The following is a 16,277-nucleotide window of genomic DNA, read 5'->3' as shown; positions in this document are numbered from 1 at the left end:
GTCTCACGATTGCCAGGGACCTTGGTCCCCACCCGATCCGAAGGAACAACGTCGTGACCTCATCCATCCGCCCGGCGGTCGTCGTCGGAGCGAACCGCATCCCCTTCGCCCGCGCAGGCGGCCGCTACGCCGCGTCGTCCAACAAGGACATGCTCACCGCCGCCCTCGAGGGCCTCGTCGCCCGTTTCGGCCTCGCCGGCGAGCGGCTCGACGAGGTCAGCGCCGGCGCCGTCCTCAAGCACTCCCGCGACTTCAACCTCACCCGCGAGGTCGTCCTCGGCTCCTCCCTCGACCCGCACACCCCGGCCTACGACGTCCAGCGCGCCTGCGCCACGGGCCTGGAGGCGATCATCGGGGTGAGCAACAAGATCGCCCTCGGCCAGGTCGACGTGGGCGTCGGCGGCGGCGTCGACTCCGCGTCCGACGCCCCGATCGTGGTCTCCGACCGCCTGCGCCGCACGATCTTGCGTGCCTCGCGCGCCAAGACCCTGCCCGAGCGGCTCAAGGCCCTCGCCGCGGTCCGCCCCAAGGACCTCGCGCCCGTCGCCCCCGACACCGCCGAGCCGCGCACCGGGCTGAGCATGGGCCAGCACCAGGCCATCACGACCGAGCGCTGGGGCATCACCCGCGAGCAGCAGGACGAGCTCGCGCTGCGCTCCCACCAGAACCTCGCCGCCGCCTACGACCGCGGCTTCTTCGACGACCTCCTCACCCCCTACCGCGGCGTCACCCGCGACGAGTTCCTCCGCGCCGACACCTCGATGGAGAAGCTCGGCAAGCTCCGCACCGCCTTTACCGCCCCGGGCAGCGACAACCCGACGATGACGGCGGGCAACTCCACGCCGCTGTCCGACGGCGCCTCCGCCGTCCTCCTCGCCACCGAGGAGTGGGCCGCCGAGCGCGGTCTGCCCGCCCTCGCCCGCGTCGTCGACGCCCAGACGGCGGCCGTCGACTTCACGAGCGGCGCCGAGGGCCTCCTCATGGGCGGCTGCTACGCCGTGCCGCGGCTGCTCGAGCGCCACGGCCTCACGCTCGAGGACTTCGACTTCGTCGAGATCCACGAGGCCTTCGCCAGCACCGTCCTCACCACGCTCGCCGCCTGGAACGACGCGGAGTTCTGCCGCGAGCGCCTGGGCCGCGAGCCGCTCGGCACCGTCGCCCCGGACCGGCTCAACGTCACCGGCTCCTCCCTCGCCGCCGGGCACCCCTTCGGCGCCACCGGTGGGCGGATCGTCGGCACGCTGGCCAAGCTCCTCGCCGAGAAGAAGGCCGCGACCGGCGCCCCGGTGCGCGGCCTCATCTCCGTGTGCGCCGCCGGCGGCCAGGCCACCGCGATGATCCTGGAGGCGTGATGAGCGACCGCTACCTCGAGCTCGTCTCCGGCGGCACCGGGAAGACCGTGGCCAAGAAGCTCGGCCTGCCCCAGCCCGCCCGCCTGCGCCGCACCGACCCGGCGAGCGTCGACCAGCCGCTCGTCCCCGGCCCCGTCCTCGTGCTCGACGACGGCGCCTCCGTGCGCGCCGCCGACGAGCTCGCCGAGACCCTCCTCGGCTGGGACCTCGACGTCCGCCGCGACCCCCAGGAGCTGGGCAAGGGCCGCCGCTGGGGCGGCGTCGTCCTCGTCCTCACCGAGGCGAGCTCCCCGGCGGACCTCGCCGGCCCGGCCCTCGCGCTCGGCGGCGTCCTGCGCCGTCTGGCCCCCGGGGCGCGCATCGTCACGGTCTCCCGCCGCGCCGACGACGCGACCGATCCCGCCGTCGTCGCGGTCCGCCAGGGCGTGGACGGCTTCCTCCGCTCCCTGGCCAAGGAGCTGCGGGCGGGTGCGACCGCCAACGGCGTCGTCCTCGGCGGTGAGGTGCCCGTGGGCGCACCCTCCGTCGTCGGGGCGCTGCGCTTCTTCCTGTCGGCCCGCTCGGCCTTCGTCGACGGGCAGCCGCTCCACGTCGCCTCCGCCGACGGCGTCGCCCCGGCCGACTGGACCCGTCCCCTCGAGGGGATGGTCGCCGTCGTCACGGGTGCCGCTCGCGGCATCGGCGCGGCGATCGTCAAGGTGCTCGCCCGGGACGGCGCCCGGGTGGTCGGCGTCGACGTGTCGGCCGCCGGGGAGGCGCTGAGCCGGGTGATGAACGAGGTCCGCGGCAGTGCGCTGCAGCTCGACATCACCGCGGAGGACGCCGCCGAGCGGATCCTCTCGCACGTCCGCGAGCGCCACGGGCGCCTCGACGTCGTCGTCCACAACGCCGGCATCCTGCGGGACAAGCTGCTCGCCAACATGACCGACGACCGCTGGAACGACCTCCTCGCCGTCAACGTCCTCGCGCCGCTGCGGATGAACGAGACCTTCGCCGGGGAGCTGGGCGCGGGCGGGCGGATCATCTCCCTGGCCTCGACCTCCGGGATCGCCGGCAACCGCGGGCAGACGAACTACGCGGCGGCCAAGGCCGGGATCATCGGGATGACCCGGGCGCTCGCACCGGTCGTCGCGGCCAACGGGGCGACGGCCAACGCCGTCGCCCCCGGGTTCATCGAGACGGACATGACGGCGAAGATCCCGCCGGTGCCGCGGCAGGTGGCCCGCCGGGCGAACTCGCTGCAGCAGGGTGGGCAGCCGGTGGACGTCGCCGAGGCCATCGCCTTCCTCGCCTCGCCGCAGGCGGGCGGAGTCAACGGGCAGGTGCTGCGGGTGTGCGGCCAGAACCTGGTGGGGCAGTGATGCGCGAGCAGCGCCTCGAGCCCGTCCCCAGCCTCGGCTCGCTCTACTCCCGGGCGCTGGCGGCCACCGCACGCACGACGATGCGCCGCGGCGCGGTGGCCCACAGCCTCCCGGACGTCGCCTACGTGGCGGACGGCCTGCGCGCCGACCCCGCGACCCTGTCGGCCTACCAGGAGCTCCTCGGGGAGCCGGGGACCGATGAGCTGCCCGCCGGCTACGTCCACGTCCTCGCCTTCCCGCTCGCGATGGCGCTCATGGTGCGGCCCGACTTCCCGCTGCCGGTGCTCGGCATGGTCCACACCGCCAACCGGGTCGAGGAGCACCGGCCGGTGCTCCTCGGGGAGGAGCTGAGCGCCCGGGCCGAGGCCCGCTCCCCGCGGGCGCACCGCAAGGGCACGCTCGTCGACCTCGCCGTCACGGTCGAGGCCGGCGGGGAGACGGTGTGGGAGGGCGTGTCGACCTACCTCGCCCGCGGCACCGCGCTGCCGGGCGCCGCGGAGGAGGCGCCGTCGTCGTCCTCCGTGGAGGCGCCGGAGCCGGGCGGCGACGTCGTCTCGGTGTGGTCGCTGGGTGCGGACACCGGCAAGCGCTACGCGGAGGTGTCCGGGGACCGCAACCCCATCCACGTCTCGCGGCTCGGGGCGCGGGCCTTCGGCTTCCCCCGCCCGATCGCGCACGGGATGTACACCGCCTCCCGGGCACTGGCCCAGCTCGCCCGCTTCCGCGGGGACGCCTTCACGTGGGAGGTGGACTTCGCCAAGCCGGTGCTGCTGCCCGGCAGGGTGGCGCTGAGCATCGACGCGGCGGGCGACGGCGTGCGCTACGCCGGCCGCCACCCGCGGTCCGGCAAGGTCCACCTCACCGGCTCGGTGACGCCCCGTCCCTAGGCGTCGCCCTCGACGATGCGCGCGAGCGCCTCGAGGTCACGCTCGACCATCGCGGCGTCCCGCTCGAAGTCGGCGTCGCTCAGCCCGAGCTGACGGAGGGTGAACACGACCTCCGCGCCCTCGGGGTGGGCGAGCACGCGCACCGGGTTCGTGACGACCTCGCCGGACGGCAGGCGGACGTCGTGGTCGAGGACGCCGAAGGGGTTGCGGCGGACGAAGGTGACCTCGACCCGCCCCATCGGCGAGTCGACGACGACGGCGTCCCCCTCCTGGCGCACCTCGCCCTCGGCGAGCCCCGCGGCCCACGCGGGAAGGTTGGCCGGGTCCGCCGCGTACTCGTAGACGACGGCGGGCGAGGCGGCGACGACCCGGCTGATGTGGCGGCTCCTCATGCCCGCAGTGTGGCACCCGCCTCTGACACGAGCCGCGCACGGCGCCGGCGACCGGCACCCACGGCGGTCACCGCCCCGACGACGATGAGCACGGCCCCCACCGCGGCGAGCGGCGAGACGGTCTCGCCGTAGACGGCCGCCCCGAGGAGCATCGCGACGACGACCTCCCAGTAGGACAGCGCCGACAGCTCGACCGAGCGCAGGTGCATGCCGGCGACGACGAGCAGCCCGAGCGCGAGGGAGCCGCACACGACGAAGAACAGGCCCGCCCACAGCCAGTTCTCCGCCGTCATCCCCGACATGTCCGGGCGGGTGACCGCGACCATCCCCGCGGTCCCCAGTGCACCGAAGGTGAAGTTCCAGAAGTTGCGGACGTCGGCGGGCATGTCGGCGCGGTAGCGGTAGCACAGCAGCGCGCCGCCGTAGAGCAGCCCGGAGACGGCGGCGAGGACGTCCCCGAGGAGCTGGTCGTCGGTGGGCACGGCGGCGTCCACGAGCCCGGTGGCCAGCACCATCCCGGCGAAGCTCAGCGCCAGGGTGAGGAGCTCGAGACCGCGCGCCTTCTCCTTGAGGACGACCCGCGCGAGGACGGTCGCGATCACCGGGCCCAGGTAGTGGAGGGCGACGGCGCGGGAGAGCACGGTGAGGACCGTGGCGGACAGGTAGGTGGCCAGGGACAGGCCGAGGAAGACGCCGCCGAGGACGACCGACCACGAGACGCGGGTGCGGCGCAGCACCGACAGCCGGCGGCCCGCGGCGAGCACGACGACCATGCCGAGCGCGCCCACGGCCATCCGCCCGAGGGTGAGCGTCTCGCCGATGACGGCGCCCGGCGGGGAGGCGAGGCGGCCGAAGAGCCCGGCCAGGCCCATCGCCGTGGCCGAGGCGAGGATCGCGGCGATGCCGAGCCGGCGGTGCATCCGCGGGACGCGGCGGGCGGACGTCGTGGGCGCGGGGGCGTCGAGGGTGAGAGCCATGGGGACTCCTCGATGACGGGCGCGCGTGAGCGCGCGGGAGCAGGGACCGTTCCCCGCTCTGTCATCGGACCTGAGAGTTTTCCACGGGCGCCGGCCCGTACTTCCCCGTCGGTGAGCCCTGAGGCTGCTTTCCAGAGGTGCCTCGCCGTGGCGGTATGGGGGCCTGAGAGTTTCCGGGGAGGTTGCTCCTTCGGCGCCCGCACGTGCGGGTCTCTCCCGCCGCGAGTCGAAGGCTGTGATGTTGTCGCGACAAGTGTCTCATACCCGCCGCGCGGGCGGTCAGCGGCCGAGCCAGGCGAGGGCGGCGACGACGACGGCGGCCGTGCCGGTCTCGAGGGTGGGCCGGAGCACGGGGGCGAAGGCCGGGGAGTGGTTCCCGGGCACGTCCTGGGTGAGGGTCCCCCGCTCGGCCGCGGCCCGGTAGCGCTCGGGGTCGACGCCGCCCAGCGCCCAGTAGGTGGAGGGGACGCCGAGGGCGGCGGGCACGTGGGAGAAGTCCTCGCTCGCCGTCTGCCGCCCCGCCGTCGTGGCGGCGTCCCCGAAGTGGGCGGCGAAGGCGGCGGCGACCCGCGCCGTCGCCTCGGGGTCGTTGTCGGTGAGGGGGAAGCGGTCGGTGTGCTCGATCTCCGGCTGCCGCGGGGAGCCCGACGCCGCGCACTCGGCGCGGACGACGCGCTCGACGGCGGCGACGAGCTGGTCCCGGACCTCCTCACTGTAGGCGCGCAGGTTGAGCTCGAGGACGGCGTGGTCGTCGATGATGTTGCCCCGCTCCCCCACGGCCACCTTCCCGACGGTGAGGACGGCGAACTCCCCCGGCTGCACCTCGCGGGCGACCACCGCCTGGAGTCGCACGACGATCATCGCGGCGAGCACCGCCGGGTCGACGGACAGGTGCGGCATCGAGCCGTGGCTGCCGCGCCCGAAGACCGTGACGCGCAGCGTCTCGCCGATCGAGAGGAAAGGGCCCGGGCGGGTCGCGACCGTGCCGGCCGGGTAGGCGAGGACGTGCTGGGCCAGTGCCACGTCCGGGCGCGGGACGAGGTCGGCGAGGCCGTCGTCGACCATGCGCTGCGCGCCCGCGCCCAGCTCCTCCGCCGGCTGGAAGAGCGCGACGACGGTCCCGGCCCACGCGTCGCGGGCACCGGCGAGCAGGCGGGCAGCCCCGAGGAGGCAGGCGACGTGGACGTCGTGCCCGCAGGCGTGCATGAGCGGGACGGTGCGGCCGGCGTCGTCGGTGGTCGTCGCGGTGCTCGCGTAGGGCAACCCGGTGGCCTCGGCGACGGGCAGCGCGTCCATGTCCGCCCGGACGAGGACGACCGGGCCCTCCCCGTTCGCCAGGACGCCCACCACCCCGGTCCCGCCGACGCCCTCGTGGACGGTGAAGCCGTCCTCGCGCAGCGCCGCCGCGACGAGCCCTGCCGTCCGCGTCTCCGCGAAGCCGAGCTCGGGGTGCGCGTGAAGGTCCCGGTACAGGTCCTCCTGCCAGCCGCGGATGCCGGCCTGCCCCTCCAGGACGTCCTCGAGCGCCATGTGCCCTCCCTCTGCTGCCGTCGGGCCAGTCTTGCCCCGCCCTTCGCCGCCCGCACGCCGCCCTGCTTGCCGGCCCACCGGCCCCGGGCCACGATCGGGTGTGGCCGTGGACGTGGCAGACCAGGTGGTCGACGTGCTCCCCGACGTGTTCCGGGGCATCGACCTCCTCGGCGTGCTGCTCAACGGGCTGCTGGGCGGGACCATCGCCCGCCACAAGCGCTTCGACCTCGTCGGCTTCGCCATCCTCGCGATCGTCTCGGCGCTGGGCGGCGGCATCCTCCGCGACACCCTCCTCCAGGCCGGCCCGCCGGTCGCCCTCACCGACCCCTTCTACCTGGGCACGGCACTGGTGGGTGCGGTCGTCGCCTTCCTCCTCCCCCTCCACGGGCGCTGGTGGAGCCGCCTGTTCCTCGTCGCCGACGGTGTCGTCCTCGGCTGCTGGGCGGCGACCGGGGCCACCAAGGCGCTGGCCGCGGGCCTCGGCGTGCTGCCGGCCGTCCTGCTCGGGGTGACGACCGCCGTCGGCGGCGGCATGATCCGCGACGTCGTCGTCGGGGAGGTCCCGGCGGTCTTCGGCGGGAACACCCTGTACGCCACCTCCGCCGTCTTCGCCTCCCTCGCGATGATCGTCCTCGACGACCTCGGGCAGGAGACGGTGGGGATGCTCGTCGCGATCCTCGTCGGGGCGGGGCTGAGCGTCCTCGCCCACTGGCGGCGGTGGGTGCTGCCGGACGCGGACGCCCTCGCCGCCCTGTGGCCGCGACGCCGTCGGCGGGCCGCCGAGTAACTGTCCACAGGCTCGGGGCGCTCCCTGTGCGTATGTGCACAACCCTGTGGAGGAAGACTGTGGACAAGTAGCCGACAGGTGTCCAGCGAGTGAACGGCGCTCCGCCCGGCCAGCCACCTGCGAGGATGCCCGCATGAGGATCGCAGTGCCGCGAGAGGTCATCGACTCCGAGGGCCGGGTGGCCATCACGCCGTCCGGCGTGCACGAGCTGGTGAGGCACGGCCACGAGGTCGCCGTCGAGTCGGGCGCGGGAACCTCCGCCTCCGTCACCGACGCGGACTTCGCGGCGGCCGGCGCCACCGTGCTGCCCGACGCCGCCGCGACCTGGGACTTCGGCGAGCTCGTCCTCAAGGTCAAGGAGCCCGTCCCCGAGGAGTACGACCACCTCCACGCGGGCCAGACCCTCTTCACCTACCTCCACCTCGCCGCCGACCGGCCGCTCACCGAGGAGCTCCTGCGCCGCCGCGTCACCGCCGTCGCCTACGAGACCGTCGAGCTGCCCGACCGCTCCCTGCCGCTCCTCGCCCCGATGAGCGAGATCGCCGGCCGGCTCGCTCCCCAGGTGGGCGCCCACAGCCTGATGAGCGCCCAGGGCGGGCGCGGCGTCCTCCTCGGCGGGGTCCCCGGTGTGTACTCCGCCCGGGTCGTCGTCATCGGCGCCGGCGTCGCCGGGATGAACGCCGCCGCGATGGCCGTGGGGATGCACGCCGACGTCGTCCTCATGGACCGCGACGTCAGCCGCCTGCGGCAGGCCGACGCCCTCTACCGCGGCCGCTGCCAGACGGTGATGTCCAACGCCTACGAGGTCGAGCGCGCGGTCGCGCAGGCCGACCTCGTCATCGGCGCCGTCCTCCTGCCCGGTGCGCGCACGCCCCGGCTCGTCAGCAACGAGCAGGTGGCGGCGATGCGGCCGGGGTCCGTCGTCGTCGACATCTCCGTGGACCAGGGCGGCTGCTTCGCGGACTCACGACCCACGACGCACTCCGACCCGACCTACCTCGTGCACGACACCCTGTTCTACTGCGTGAGCAACATGCCCGGCGCGGTCTCGCACACCTCGACCTACGCGCTGACGAACGTCACGGTTCCCTACGCGCTCGCGCTCGCGAACGGCGGCTGGCGCGAGGCGATGCGCGCCGACCCGACACTGGCGCTGGGCCTGGCGACGCACGACGGCGCACTCGTCTCCGCCCCGGTCGCCGAGGCCCACGGCATGGAGCACACGCCGCTGGAGACGGTCCTCGGCTGACTCAGGCGGTGACGAGGACCCCGAGGACGGAGGCGAAGATCGCCAGGCCGTCGGTGCCCGCCCCGGCGGCGGAGTCGGGGCCGAAGCCCGGCTCGACGGCGTGTTCCGGGTGGGGCATGAGCCCGACGACGTTGCCCGCGGCGTTGCTGATGCCCGCGATGTCGTGGAGCGAGCCGTTGGGGTTGTGGCCCTCGTAGCGGAAGACGACGCGCCCCTCCCCCTCGAGCTCGGCGAGGGTGCGCTCGTCGGCGACGAAGCCGCCCTCCCCGTTCTTCAGCGGGATGGTGATCGTCTGGCCCACGGAGTAGCCGGTGGTCCACGCGGTGTCGTTGTTCTCCACCCGCAGCTGCTGGTCGCGGCACACGAAGCGCTGGGCCTCGTTGCGGATGAGCGCGCCGGGCAGCAGGTGCGCCTCGCACAGGATCTGGAAGCCGTTGCAGATGCCGAGCACCGGCAGGCCGCGCCCGGCGGCCTCGACGACGGCCGTCATGACCGGGGCGAAGCGGGCGATCGCGCCGCAGCGCAGGTAGTCGCCGTAGGAGAAGCCGCCGGGCAGGACGACGGCGTCGACGCCGCGCAGGTCCTCGTCGGCGTGCCACAGCGCCACCGGCTCGGCGCCCGCCAGGCGCACGGCCCGCTGGGCGTCGCGGTCGTCGAGGGAGCCGGGGAAGGTGACGACGCCGATGCGCGCACCCTCGGCCCGCGGCTGGGACTCGGGGACGTCGAGGCGGTGCATCAGGCGCTCCTGGCGTCGTCGACCGCCGCCACGCGCACGACGTCCTCGATCACGGGGTTGGACAGCAGCAGCTCGGCGGCCTCGCGGGCCTGCGCGAGGGCCGCGTCGTCGACGTCGCCGTCGACCTCGAGCTCGAAACGCTTGCCCTGGCGGACCGAGACGAAGCCGCCCAGTCCGAGCCGGGGCAGCGCGCCGGCGACCGCCTTGCCCTGCGGGTCGAGGATCTCGGGCTTGGGCATGACCTCGACGACGATTCGTCCCATGGTGACTCCTGCTCGGGGGGTTCGGGCCGCCGCGAGTCTACCCGGGCGCCACGGTCAGACGCGGTACTGCGCAGCCAGTGGACAGGCCCACACGTCCAGGCCGCCGCGCCCGACCCTGTTGAGGTAGTCGTAGACGGCCCGGTAGGACTGCGCGAGGGTGGTCTCGGTGTACCGCACACCGAGGTCGTGGCAGTACTCGCGGACCATCGGGGCGACCTTGCGGAGGTTGGGCCGGGCCATCGACGGGAAGAGGTGGTGCTCCACCTGGAAGTTCAGCCCACCCATGAAGGTGTCCATGGCCCGCCCGCCGGAGATGTTGCGGCTCATGAGGACCTGGCGGCGCAGGAAGTCGATCTTGACGTCCGGCGGCACGATGGGCATGCCGATGTGGTTGGGGGCGAAGGACAGGCCCATGTAGAGGCCGAAGACCGCGAGCTGGACGCCGATGAAGGCGAAGGCCTTGCCCGGGGAGAGCACGAGGAAGACGAGCGCGAAGAAGGTGACGAGCCGCACGGCGATGAAGCCGAGCTCCACCCAGCGGCGCTTGAGACGCTCGCGGCTCACCGCGCGCCTGATGCCCTGGACGTGGAGGTTGACGCCCTCGAGGAGGAGCAGCGGGTAGAAGAAGAAGCCCTGCTTGGTGGCGAGCCACTTCGTCAGGCGGGTCTTGCGCTGCTCGACCGCGTGCTCGGTGAAGGCGAGGACACCCGGGTCGATGTCCGGGTCCTTGTGGAGGGTGTTCGGGGCAGCGTGGTGCTTGGTGTGCTTGCGCTGCCACCAGCCCTGGCCCATCCCCACGAAGAGGTTGATGACGACGAGGGAGACCCACTCGTTCCACTTGCCCGACACGAAGATCTGGCGGTGGGCGGCGTCGTGGCCGAGGAAGGCGATCTGCGTCATGAGGAGCGCGAGCACGACGGCGGTAACCATCTGCCACCACGTGTCCCCGATGAGGACGAAGGCCGCCGCGAGGCCGAGGCTCAGCACGAGCGAGCCGATGAGCTTGGTCCAGTAGTAGCCGTAGGCGCGGCGCATGAGGCCCGCCTCCTGGACCCGCTTCGTCAGGGCGGTGAAGTCACTGACCTGCCGCTCGCGGGCGGTGCCCCGCGCCGTCGTGGGGACACTGGTGTCTGCTGCCATGCGTTCGCGCCTTCGGTACTAATTCGCGAACTGGTGTCGCGGAGGAGGTGTAACTGCGCTCACAGTCTTGCACGGATCGTCCGCGGCGGCAGGGGAGGAGTCGGACATCACCCGATGAGACGCGCCGCCGCCTCGAGGTAGCGCTCCCGGGTGCGCTCGACGACGTCGCCCGGAAGGGCGGGCGGCGGCGAGACGCGGTCCCAGCCGGAGGCCGGCGAGGTGAGCCAGTCGCGGACGAACTGCTTGTCGAAGCTCGGCTGCACCCGGCCCGGGGTGTACTCGTCGGCCGGCCAGAAGCGGGAGGAGTCCGGGGTGAGGACCTCGTCGCCGAGGACGACGGCGCCCTCGGCGTCGAGGCCGAACTCGAGCTTCGTGTCGGCGACGATGATGCCGCTGCGGGCGGCCACCTCGGCCGCCCGGGCGTAGATCCGCAGCGTGAGGTCGCGCAGCTCCTCCGCGCGCTCGCCGCCCAGCTGGTCGGCGACGGCGGCGAAGGTGATGTTCTCGTCGTGGTCGCCGAGCTCGGCCTTGCGGGCGGGGGTGAAGATCGGCTCGGGCAGGCGCGAGGACTCCCCCAGGCCGGCCGGCAGCGGGACGCCGCACACCGCCTGGCTCTCCCGGTACTCCACGAGCCCGGAGCCGGTGAGGTAGCCGCGCGCCACGCACTCGACGGGGAACATCTCCAGGCGCCGGCACACCATCGCGCGGCCGGCGACGGCCTCGGGCACGTCGAGGGAGACGACGTGGCTGGGCACGAGGTCGGCCAGCTGCTCGAACCACCACAGGGTGAGCCGGGTGAGCACCTCGCCCTTGCCGGGGATCGGCGTGGGCAGGACGTGGTCGTAGGCGCTGATCCGGTCCGAGGCGACGACGAGGACGACGTCGCCGTCCGGGTGCGGCGCCGTCGGCCGGTAGAGGTCGCGGACCTTGCCGGAGTAGACGTGCTCCCAGCCGGGCAGGGCGGGGGCGGTCACGACCGCACCCGCGCGATGTCGGTGCGGTACTGCGAGCCGGCCAGGGAGATCCGCTCGATGCCCGCGTAGGCGCGGGTCCGGGCCTCCTCCTGGTCCGCCCCGACCCCGACGACGGACAGCACCCGGCCGCCGGCGCTCACCAGCGTGCCGTCCTCCGCGGTCGCGCAGCCGGCCTGGAGGACGTGCACCCCGGGCAGCTCCTCGGCGGCCGCAACGCCCTCGACGACGTCACCGTTGCGGCACACCCCGGGGTAGCCGTGGGAGGCGAGGACGACGGTGACGGCGGACTCGTCACGCCACGTCGGTGGCGGCAGCTGGGCGAGGGAGCCGGTCGCCGCGGCGTGGAGCAGCCGGCCGAGGGAGGAGGCGAGCCGCGCGAGGACGACCTGCGTCTCGGGGTCCCCGAAGCGGGCGTTGAACTCGATGACCCGCAGGCCGCGGGAGGTGAGGGCGAGCCCGACGTACAGCACGCCGACGAAGGGCGTGCCCCGGCGGGCCATCTCGCGCACGACGGGCCGGGCGACGCGCTCCATGACCTCGTCGGCGAGGCCCTCCGGCGCCCAGGGCAGCGGGCTGTAGGCGCCCATCCCGCCCGTGTTGGGGCCGGCGTCGCCGTCGGAGAGGCGCTTGAAGTCCTGCGCGGGGGCGAGGGGCACGGCGTCGGTGCCGTCGCACACGCAGAAGAGGGAGACCTCCGGGCCGTCGAGGAACTCCTCGACGACGACGGCGGGCCGCTCGCCCCCGGGGGTGGTGCTGCGGGCCAGGCACGCGCGGGCGTGGGCGAGCGCGGCGTCCCTGTCCTCGGTGACGACGACGCCCTTCCCGGCGGCCAGGCCGTCGTCCTTGACGACGTAGGGGGCGCCGAAGGCGTCGAGCGCCTGCTCGACCTCCTCGGGGGTGGTGCACACGTAGGCCATCGCCGTGGGGACCTCGGCGGCGGCCATGACCTCCTTGGCAAAGGCCTTGGAGCCCTCGAGGCGTGCCGCGGCGGCGCCGGGACCGAAGCACGGGATGCCGGCCGCGCGGACGGCGTCGGCGACCCCCGCGACGAGCGGCGCCTCGGGCCCGACGACGACGAGCTCGACCCCGCGCTCGACGGCGAGCGCCGCGACCGCCTGCGGGTCGAGCGGGTCGACGGCGACGTTGGTCGCGAGCTGCGCCGTGCCCGGGTTCCCCGGGGCGACGAGGACCTCGTGGGGCGTGGAGTCGGTGGCGAGGGCGCGGGTGATGGCGTGCTCGCGCGCACCCGACCCGACGACGAGGATCTTCACGTGCCAGGAGCCTACCCACCCGCAGCCGGCCGGTGGTGCACCGTCCACGGGCCAGACCGGACGGGGAGTTGTCCCCATGGGCGGGGGCGCTCCCGGACGTCCCCGCGTCATGCCTGACCGGTAGGGTGCGCGGCATGACACCACAGCCCAGCACCACCCGCCGCTCCCGCGTCCGCCGCGGGGCGTCGGCGCTCCTCCTCCTGCCCCTCCTCCTCGTCCTGGCCGGCTGCTTCCGGCTGGACATGGGCCTGACGATCAACGAGGACGACACCCTCGACATCTCCATGGAGGTCGCCGACCTCACCGGCATGGCCTCCCGCGAGGACATGGACTGCTCCGACCTGGAGTCCGAGCTGGGCGACGCCCCCGAGGACGCGGAGTTCACCGTCGAGGACATCGAGGACGAGGACGGTGTCGGGTGCCGCATCTCCGCGACCGGCGCGCCCATCGACTCGATGACCGGGGAGGGTCTGACCATCGAGAAGGTCGACGACACCTACGTCTTCTCCTTCGACGGCGACGAGACCGGCCTGGGCGACACCAGCGAGCTCGAGGGCATGCCCGCCGGCATGGAGCCCGAGGTCGCCATCTCCGTCACCTTCCCCGGTGAGGTCATCGAGGCCGACGGCGAGATCGACGGCAGCACGGTGACGTGGAGCGGCATCGAGGCCTTCGCCGCCGGCGGCAGCGCCACCGGCGAGGCCACCGGCAACGGTGGCGCGGGCGGGGTCTCCACCGCGGTGTGGGTGGTCCTCGGCGTCGTCGCGCTCCTCGCGATCGCCGCGCTCATCTTCCTCATCACCCGCAAGAACCGCGGGAAGCCGGGCAACGCCGGCGACCCGGCCTTCGGTGGCCCCGGCGGGCCCTACGGTCAGGGCGGGCAGCCCGGCCAGGTCGCCAACGAGCCCGGCCCCGGCTTCCCCGCGCAGCCCGGCATGGGCCAGCCGGTCGGCGGCTTCGGCCCGAGCGACCAGGTCCCGGCCGACCCGGGCCCGGGCTACCCCGGCCAGCAGCCCCCGGCTGCCCCGGCACCCTTCACCACGGCGGCAGCGGACACCCCGGTCGACCGCCCGGAGGGCTCGCCCTTCGCGCCGTCGCCCGAGCCGCCCAGCCAGTCCGACGAGGACCAGCAGCGCTGAGAACCGACGAGGCCCCGCCGTGCAGTGCACGGCGGGGCCTCTCGCTGTCTCAGGGCTGCTGGCGGGTGAGCCGCACCGTCCAGTCCTCCGGGCCCTCGACGAGGTAGGTGACGGCGAAGGCGCCGGGCTGGCGCTCCTCGAGCTGCGCGAGCAGCGGCACCGGGTTGTGCGGGGCCACGAGGTCGAGCGAGAAGCCCGGCGCGATCGCGGTCAGCGCGCCGAAGACGGTCGCGTGGCGGATGGCGTGCGGGATCTGGCGGACGTCGAGCACCGGGGTGGCGTCGTCGTGCCCGCCGCAGGCGCAGCCCCCACCCGTCCCCGGCTTGCTCGTGATCGTGATGTCGTCGACGGCCATGGCAGTCCTCTCCTCGAAGCGAGACCTCAGGTTATGCACGGGTCTCGCCGGGCATTAGGACCTTGGCCCCGGCCCCCTCAGTCCAGCAGGGAGTGACGCACGATCGTGGCGGCACGGTCCGGACCGACACCGATCGAGGAGATCCGCGCCCCGGACATCTCCTCCAGCGCCAGGACGTAGCGCTGGGCGGCCTCGGGCAGGTCGGAGAACTCCCGGGCGCCGCTGATGTCCTCGCTCCAGCCGTCGAGCTCCTCGTAGACCGGGCGGGCGTGGTGGAAGTCCGTCTGGTTGGGCGGCATCTCGTCCACCCGGCGCCCGTCGACCTCGTAGGCGACGCAGACGGGGATCTTCTCCAGGCCGGTGAGGACGTCGAGCTTGGTGAGCACGAGGTCGGTGAGCCCGTTGACGCGGCTGGCAAAGCGGGCGACGACGGCGTCGTACCACCCGCAGCGGCGGGGGCGGCCCGTCGTCGTGCCGTACTCGCCGCCGACGCTGCGCAGCCGCTCGCCGGCCGCGTCGTGCAGCTCGGTGGGGAAGGGCCCCTCGCCGACGCGCGTGGTGTAGGCCTTGACGACGCCGACGACCCGGTCGATGCGGGTGGGCCCGACACCGCTGCCGGTGCACGCGCCACCGGCCGTGGCCGAGGAGGAGGTGACGAAGGGGTAGGTCCCGTGGTCGACGTCGAGCATGGCGGCCTGGCCGGCCTCGAAGACGACCGTGCGCCCCTCGTCGAGGGCCCTGTTGAGCACGAGGGAGGTGTCGGCGACCATCGGGCGCAGCCGCTCGGCGTAGGTGAGGAGCTCGTCGGTCACCTCGTCGACGTCGACGGCGCGGCGGTTGTAGACCTTGAGGAGCAGCTGGTTCTTCTGCACCAGCGCGCCCTCGACCTTCTGCCGCAGGATCTTCTCGTCGAAGATGTCCTGGACCCGGATGCCGACACGGGACATCTTGTCCGCGTAGGTGGGGCCGATGCCGCGCCCGGTGGTGCCGATCTGCCGCTTGCCGAGGAAGCGCTCGGTCACCTTGTCGAGGGTCCGGTTGTAGGACGGGATGAGGTGGGCACCGGAGGAGACGAGGAGGCGGGAGACGTCCACCCCGCGGGCGCTGAGGCCGTCGAGCTCGGCGAAGAGGACCTCGAGGTCGACGACGACCCCGTTGCCGATGACCGGTGTGCACCCCGGGCTGAGGATCCCGGAGGGCAGCAGGTGGAGGGCGTACTTCTCCTCGCCGACGACGACCGTGTGCCCCGCGTTGTTCCCGCCGTTGAACTTCACGACGTAGTCCACCTGGGAGCTGAGCTGGTCGGTGGCCTTCCCCTTGCCCTCGTCGCCCCACTGGGCTCCGACGACGACGACCGCTGGCATGTTCGATCCCTTTCGCTGGACGCGGGCGCCGTTCGGCTCCCGGCACAGGTTATCGAACCGGCCGGTCCGGCGGTTCGGGGTGCACCGCGCGGCGGGGCCACCTAGGCTCGTCGAGGACATTGGACCGGGCACCGCCGTGCGCACCTGCGGCGGCCAGAGGGAGCAGCATGATCGAGATCGCGGCGTCATCGACCACGACGACGGTGACGATCAGCGGGGATCTCGATCTCGCGGAGCGGGCCCAGTTCCCCGAGGCCACGGCCCGGGTGAGCGGGCTGCGCCGTCAGCTGCTCGTCATCGACATGTGCGACGTCACCTTCATGGACTCCACCGGCGCCGCCTTCCTCATCGCCCTGGCGGACGCGGCCGGCAAGCGCGGCGGCGCGGCGGTGCTGCGCGGCTGTGACGACCGCGAGCTCTTCGTCCTGGAGATCTGCGGCGCGCTCGGCAGCTTCCGCATCGACTCCGAGCACCGCTGCGAGCGCCGGGCCTCCTGAGCC

The 16,277-nt window shown here is 73.8% G+C and carries 17 protein-coding genes and 1 riboswitch; of the genes, 7 read left to right on the top strand and 10 right to left on the bottom strand.

The genetic code is table 11. The features are described from left to right. Positions 1-53: 53 nt before the first annotated feature. Genes AA0005_RS02820 through AA0005_RS02810 form a run of 3 tightly spaced genes read left to right on the top strand, consistent with a single transcriptional unit; the run spans position 54 to position 3,600 of the window. The gene (locus AA0005_RS02820; RefSeq protein ID WP_413451915.1) at positions 54-1,352 is read left to right on the top strand and encodes an acetyl-CoA C-acetyltransferase; all 1,299 of its coding nucleotides are present in this window, start codon (positions 54-56) and stop codon (positions 1,350-1,352) included. Continuing rightward, positions 1,352-2,713 carry a 3-oxoacyl-ACP reductase gene (locus AA0005_RS02815; RefSeq protein ID WP_413451914.1) on the top strand — a complete coding sequence of 454 codons (1,362 nt, stop codon included), beginning with the start codon at positions 1,352-1,354 and terminating at the stop codon, positions 2,711-2,713. The genes AA0005_RS02820 and AA0005_RS02815 overlap by 1 nt, the downstream gene beginning before the upstream one ends. Next, a complete protein-coding gene (locus AA0005_RS02810) occupies positions 2,713-3,600 on the top strand; it encodes a MaoC/PaaZ C-terminal domain-containing protein (protein ID WP_413451913.1) in 888 nt (295 codons plus the stop codon). Before AA0005_RS02815 ends, AA0005_RS02810 begins: the two co-directional genes overlap by 1 nt. Here the strand turns inward: AA0005_RS02810 and AA0005_RS02805 are convergent. The 3 genes from AA0005_RS02805 to AA0005_RS02795 all read right to left on the bottom strand — a co-directional run bounded on the left by AA0005_RS02805 (position 3,597) and on the right by AA0005_RS02795 (position 6,499). Then, a complete protein-coding gene (locus tag AA0005_RS02805) occupies positions 3,597-3,992 on the bottom strand; it encodes an SRPBCC family protein (protein WP_413451912.1) in 396 nt (131 codons plus the stop codon). The genes AA0005_RS02810 and AA0005_RS02805 overlap by 4 nt on opposite strands. Beyond that, the gene (locus AA0005_RS02800; protein ID WP_413451911.1) at positions 3,989-4,969 is read right to left on the bottom strand and encodes a DMT family transporter; all 981 of its coding nucleotides are present in this window, start codon (positions 4,967-4,969) and stop codon (positions 3,989-3,991) included. The genes AA0005_RS02805 and AA0005_RS02800 overlap by 4 nt, the downstream gene beginning before the upstream one ends. A 141-nt stretch (positions 4,970-5,110) precedes the next feature. Further along, a riboswitch (glycine riboswitch) is annotated at positions 5,111-5,198 on the bottom strand. A gap of 50 nt (positions 5,199-5,248) precedes the next feature. Next, positions 5,249-6,499: an amidohydrolase gene (locus AA0005_RS02795; RefSeq protein WP_413451910.1), complete on the bottom strand. Its 1,251-nt coding sequence runs from the start codon at positions 6,497-6,499 to the stop codon at positions 5,249-5,251. Between the two features lie 106 nt (positions 6,500-6,605). Here AA0005_RS02795 and AA0005_RS02790 point away from each other — a divergent pair, with 106 nt between their 5' ends. After that, the gene (locus AA0005_RS02790) at positions 6,606-7,286 is read left to right on the top strand and encodes a trimeric intracellular cation channel family protein (RefSeq protein WP_413451909.1); all 681 of its coding nucleotides are present in this window, start codon (positions 6,606-6,608) and stop codon (positions 7,284-7,286) included. 133 nt (positions 7,287-7,419) lie between these two features. Further along, entirely contained in the window at positions 7,420-8,535 is a 1,116-nt protein-coding gene (ald, locus tag AA0005_RS02785) for an alanine dehydrogenase (RefSeq protein WP_413451908.1), read from the top strand. Position 8,536: 1 nt separating this feature from the next. Here the strand turns inward: ald and purQ are convergent, their stop codons facing one another. The 5 genes from purQ to purD all read right to left on the bottom strand — a co-directional run bounded on the left by purQ (position 8,537) and on the right by purD (position 12,919). After that, entirely contained in the window at positions 8,537-9,271 is a 735-nt protein-coding gene (gene purQ, locus AA0005_RS02780; RefSeq protein ID WP_413451907.1) for a phosphoribosylformylglycinamidine synthase subunit PurQ, read from the bottom strand. Then, entirely contained in the window at positions 9,271-9,534 is a 264-nt protein-coding gene (gene purS / locus AA0005_RS02775; RefSeq protein WP_413451906.1) for a phosphoribosylformylglycinamidine synthase subunit PurS, read from the bottom strand. The genes purQ and purS overlap by 1 nt, the downstream gene beginning before the upstream one ends. 54 nt (positions 9,535-9,588) lie before the next feature. Continuing rightward, positions 9,589-10,674, bottom strand: a complete 1,086-nt coding sequence (locus tag AA0005_RS02770; RefSeq protein ID WP_413451905.1) for a fatty acid desaturase family protein — start codon at positions 10,672-10,674, stop codon at positions 9,589-9,591. Positions 10,675-10,781: 107 nt separating this feature from the next. After that, positions 10,782-11,648, bottom strand: a complete 867-nt coding sequence (locus AA0005_RS02765; RefSeq protein WP_413451904.1) for a phosphoribosylaminoimidazolesuccinocarboxamide synthase — start codon at positions 11,646-11,648, stop codon at positions 10,782-10,784. Beyond that, complete coding sequence (gene purD / locus AA0005_RS02760; protein WP_413451903.1) at positions 11,645-12,919, bottom strand: phosphoribosylamine--glycine ligase; 1,275 nt, start codon at positions 12,917-12,919, stop codon at positions 11,645-11,647. Before purD ends, AA0005_RS02765 begins: the two co-directional genes overlap by 4 nt. Before the next feature lie 134 nt (positions 12,920-13,053). Between purD and AA0005_RS02755 the strand changes: the two genes are divergently transcribed. Next, positions 13,054-14,058: an LppM family (lipo)protein gene (locus AA0005_RS02755; RefSeq protein ID WP_413451902.1), complete on the top strand. Its 1,005-nt coding sequence runs from the start codon at positions 13,054-13,056 to the stop codon at positions 14,056-14,058. A gap of 49 nt (positions 14,059-14,107) precedes the next feature. Here the strand turns inward: AA0005_RS02755 and AA0005_RS02750 are convergent, their stop codons facing one another. Further along, positions 14,108-14,413 carry a DUF2249 domain-containing protein gene (locus tag AA0005_RS02750; protein WP_413451901.1) on the bottom strand — a complete coding sequence of 102 codons (306 nt, stop codon included), beginning with the start codon at positions 14,411-14,413 and terminating at the stop codon, positions 14,108-14,110. 77 nt (positions 14,414-14,490) lie between these two features. Further along, on the bottom strand, positions 14,491-15,777 hold the full coding sequence (locus AA0005_RS02745) for an adenylosuccinate synthase (RefSeq protein WP_413451900.1): 1,287 nt from the start codon (positions 15,775-15,777) through the stop codon (positions 14,491-14,493). Positions 15,778-15,944: 167 nt separating this feature from the next. On the opposite strand from AA0005_RS02745, the gene AA0005_RS02740 reads away from it, so the two are divergent. Then, positions 15,945-16,274 (top strand): STAS domain-containing protein, encoded by a 330-nt coding sequence (locus AA0005_RS02740; protein WP_413451899.1) that lies wholly within the window; start codon positions 15,945-15,947, stop codon positions 16,272-16,274. Positions 16,275-16,277 lie beyond the last annotated feature (3 nt).

The organism is Georgenia phoenicis, from assembly GCF_047302425.1.
In the GTDB taxonomy this organism is placed as follows: domain Bacteria; phylum Actinomycetota; class Actinomycetes; order Actinomycetales; family Actinomycetaceae; genus Oceanitalea.
Note: the sequence above shows the minus strand (reverse complement) of the source record. Positions and strands in the feature narration are given on the sequence as shown.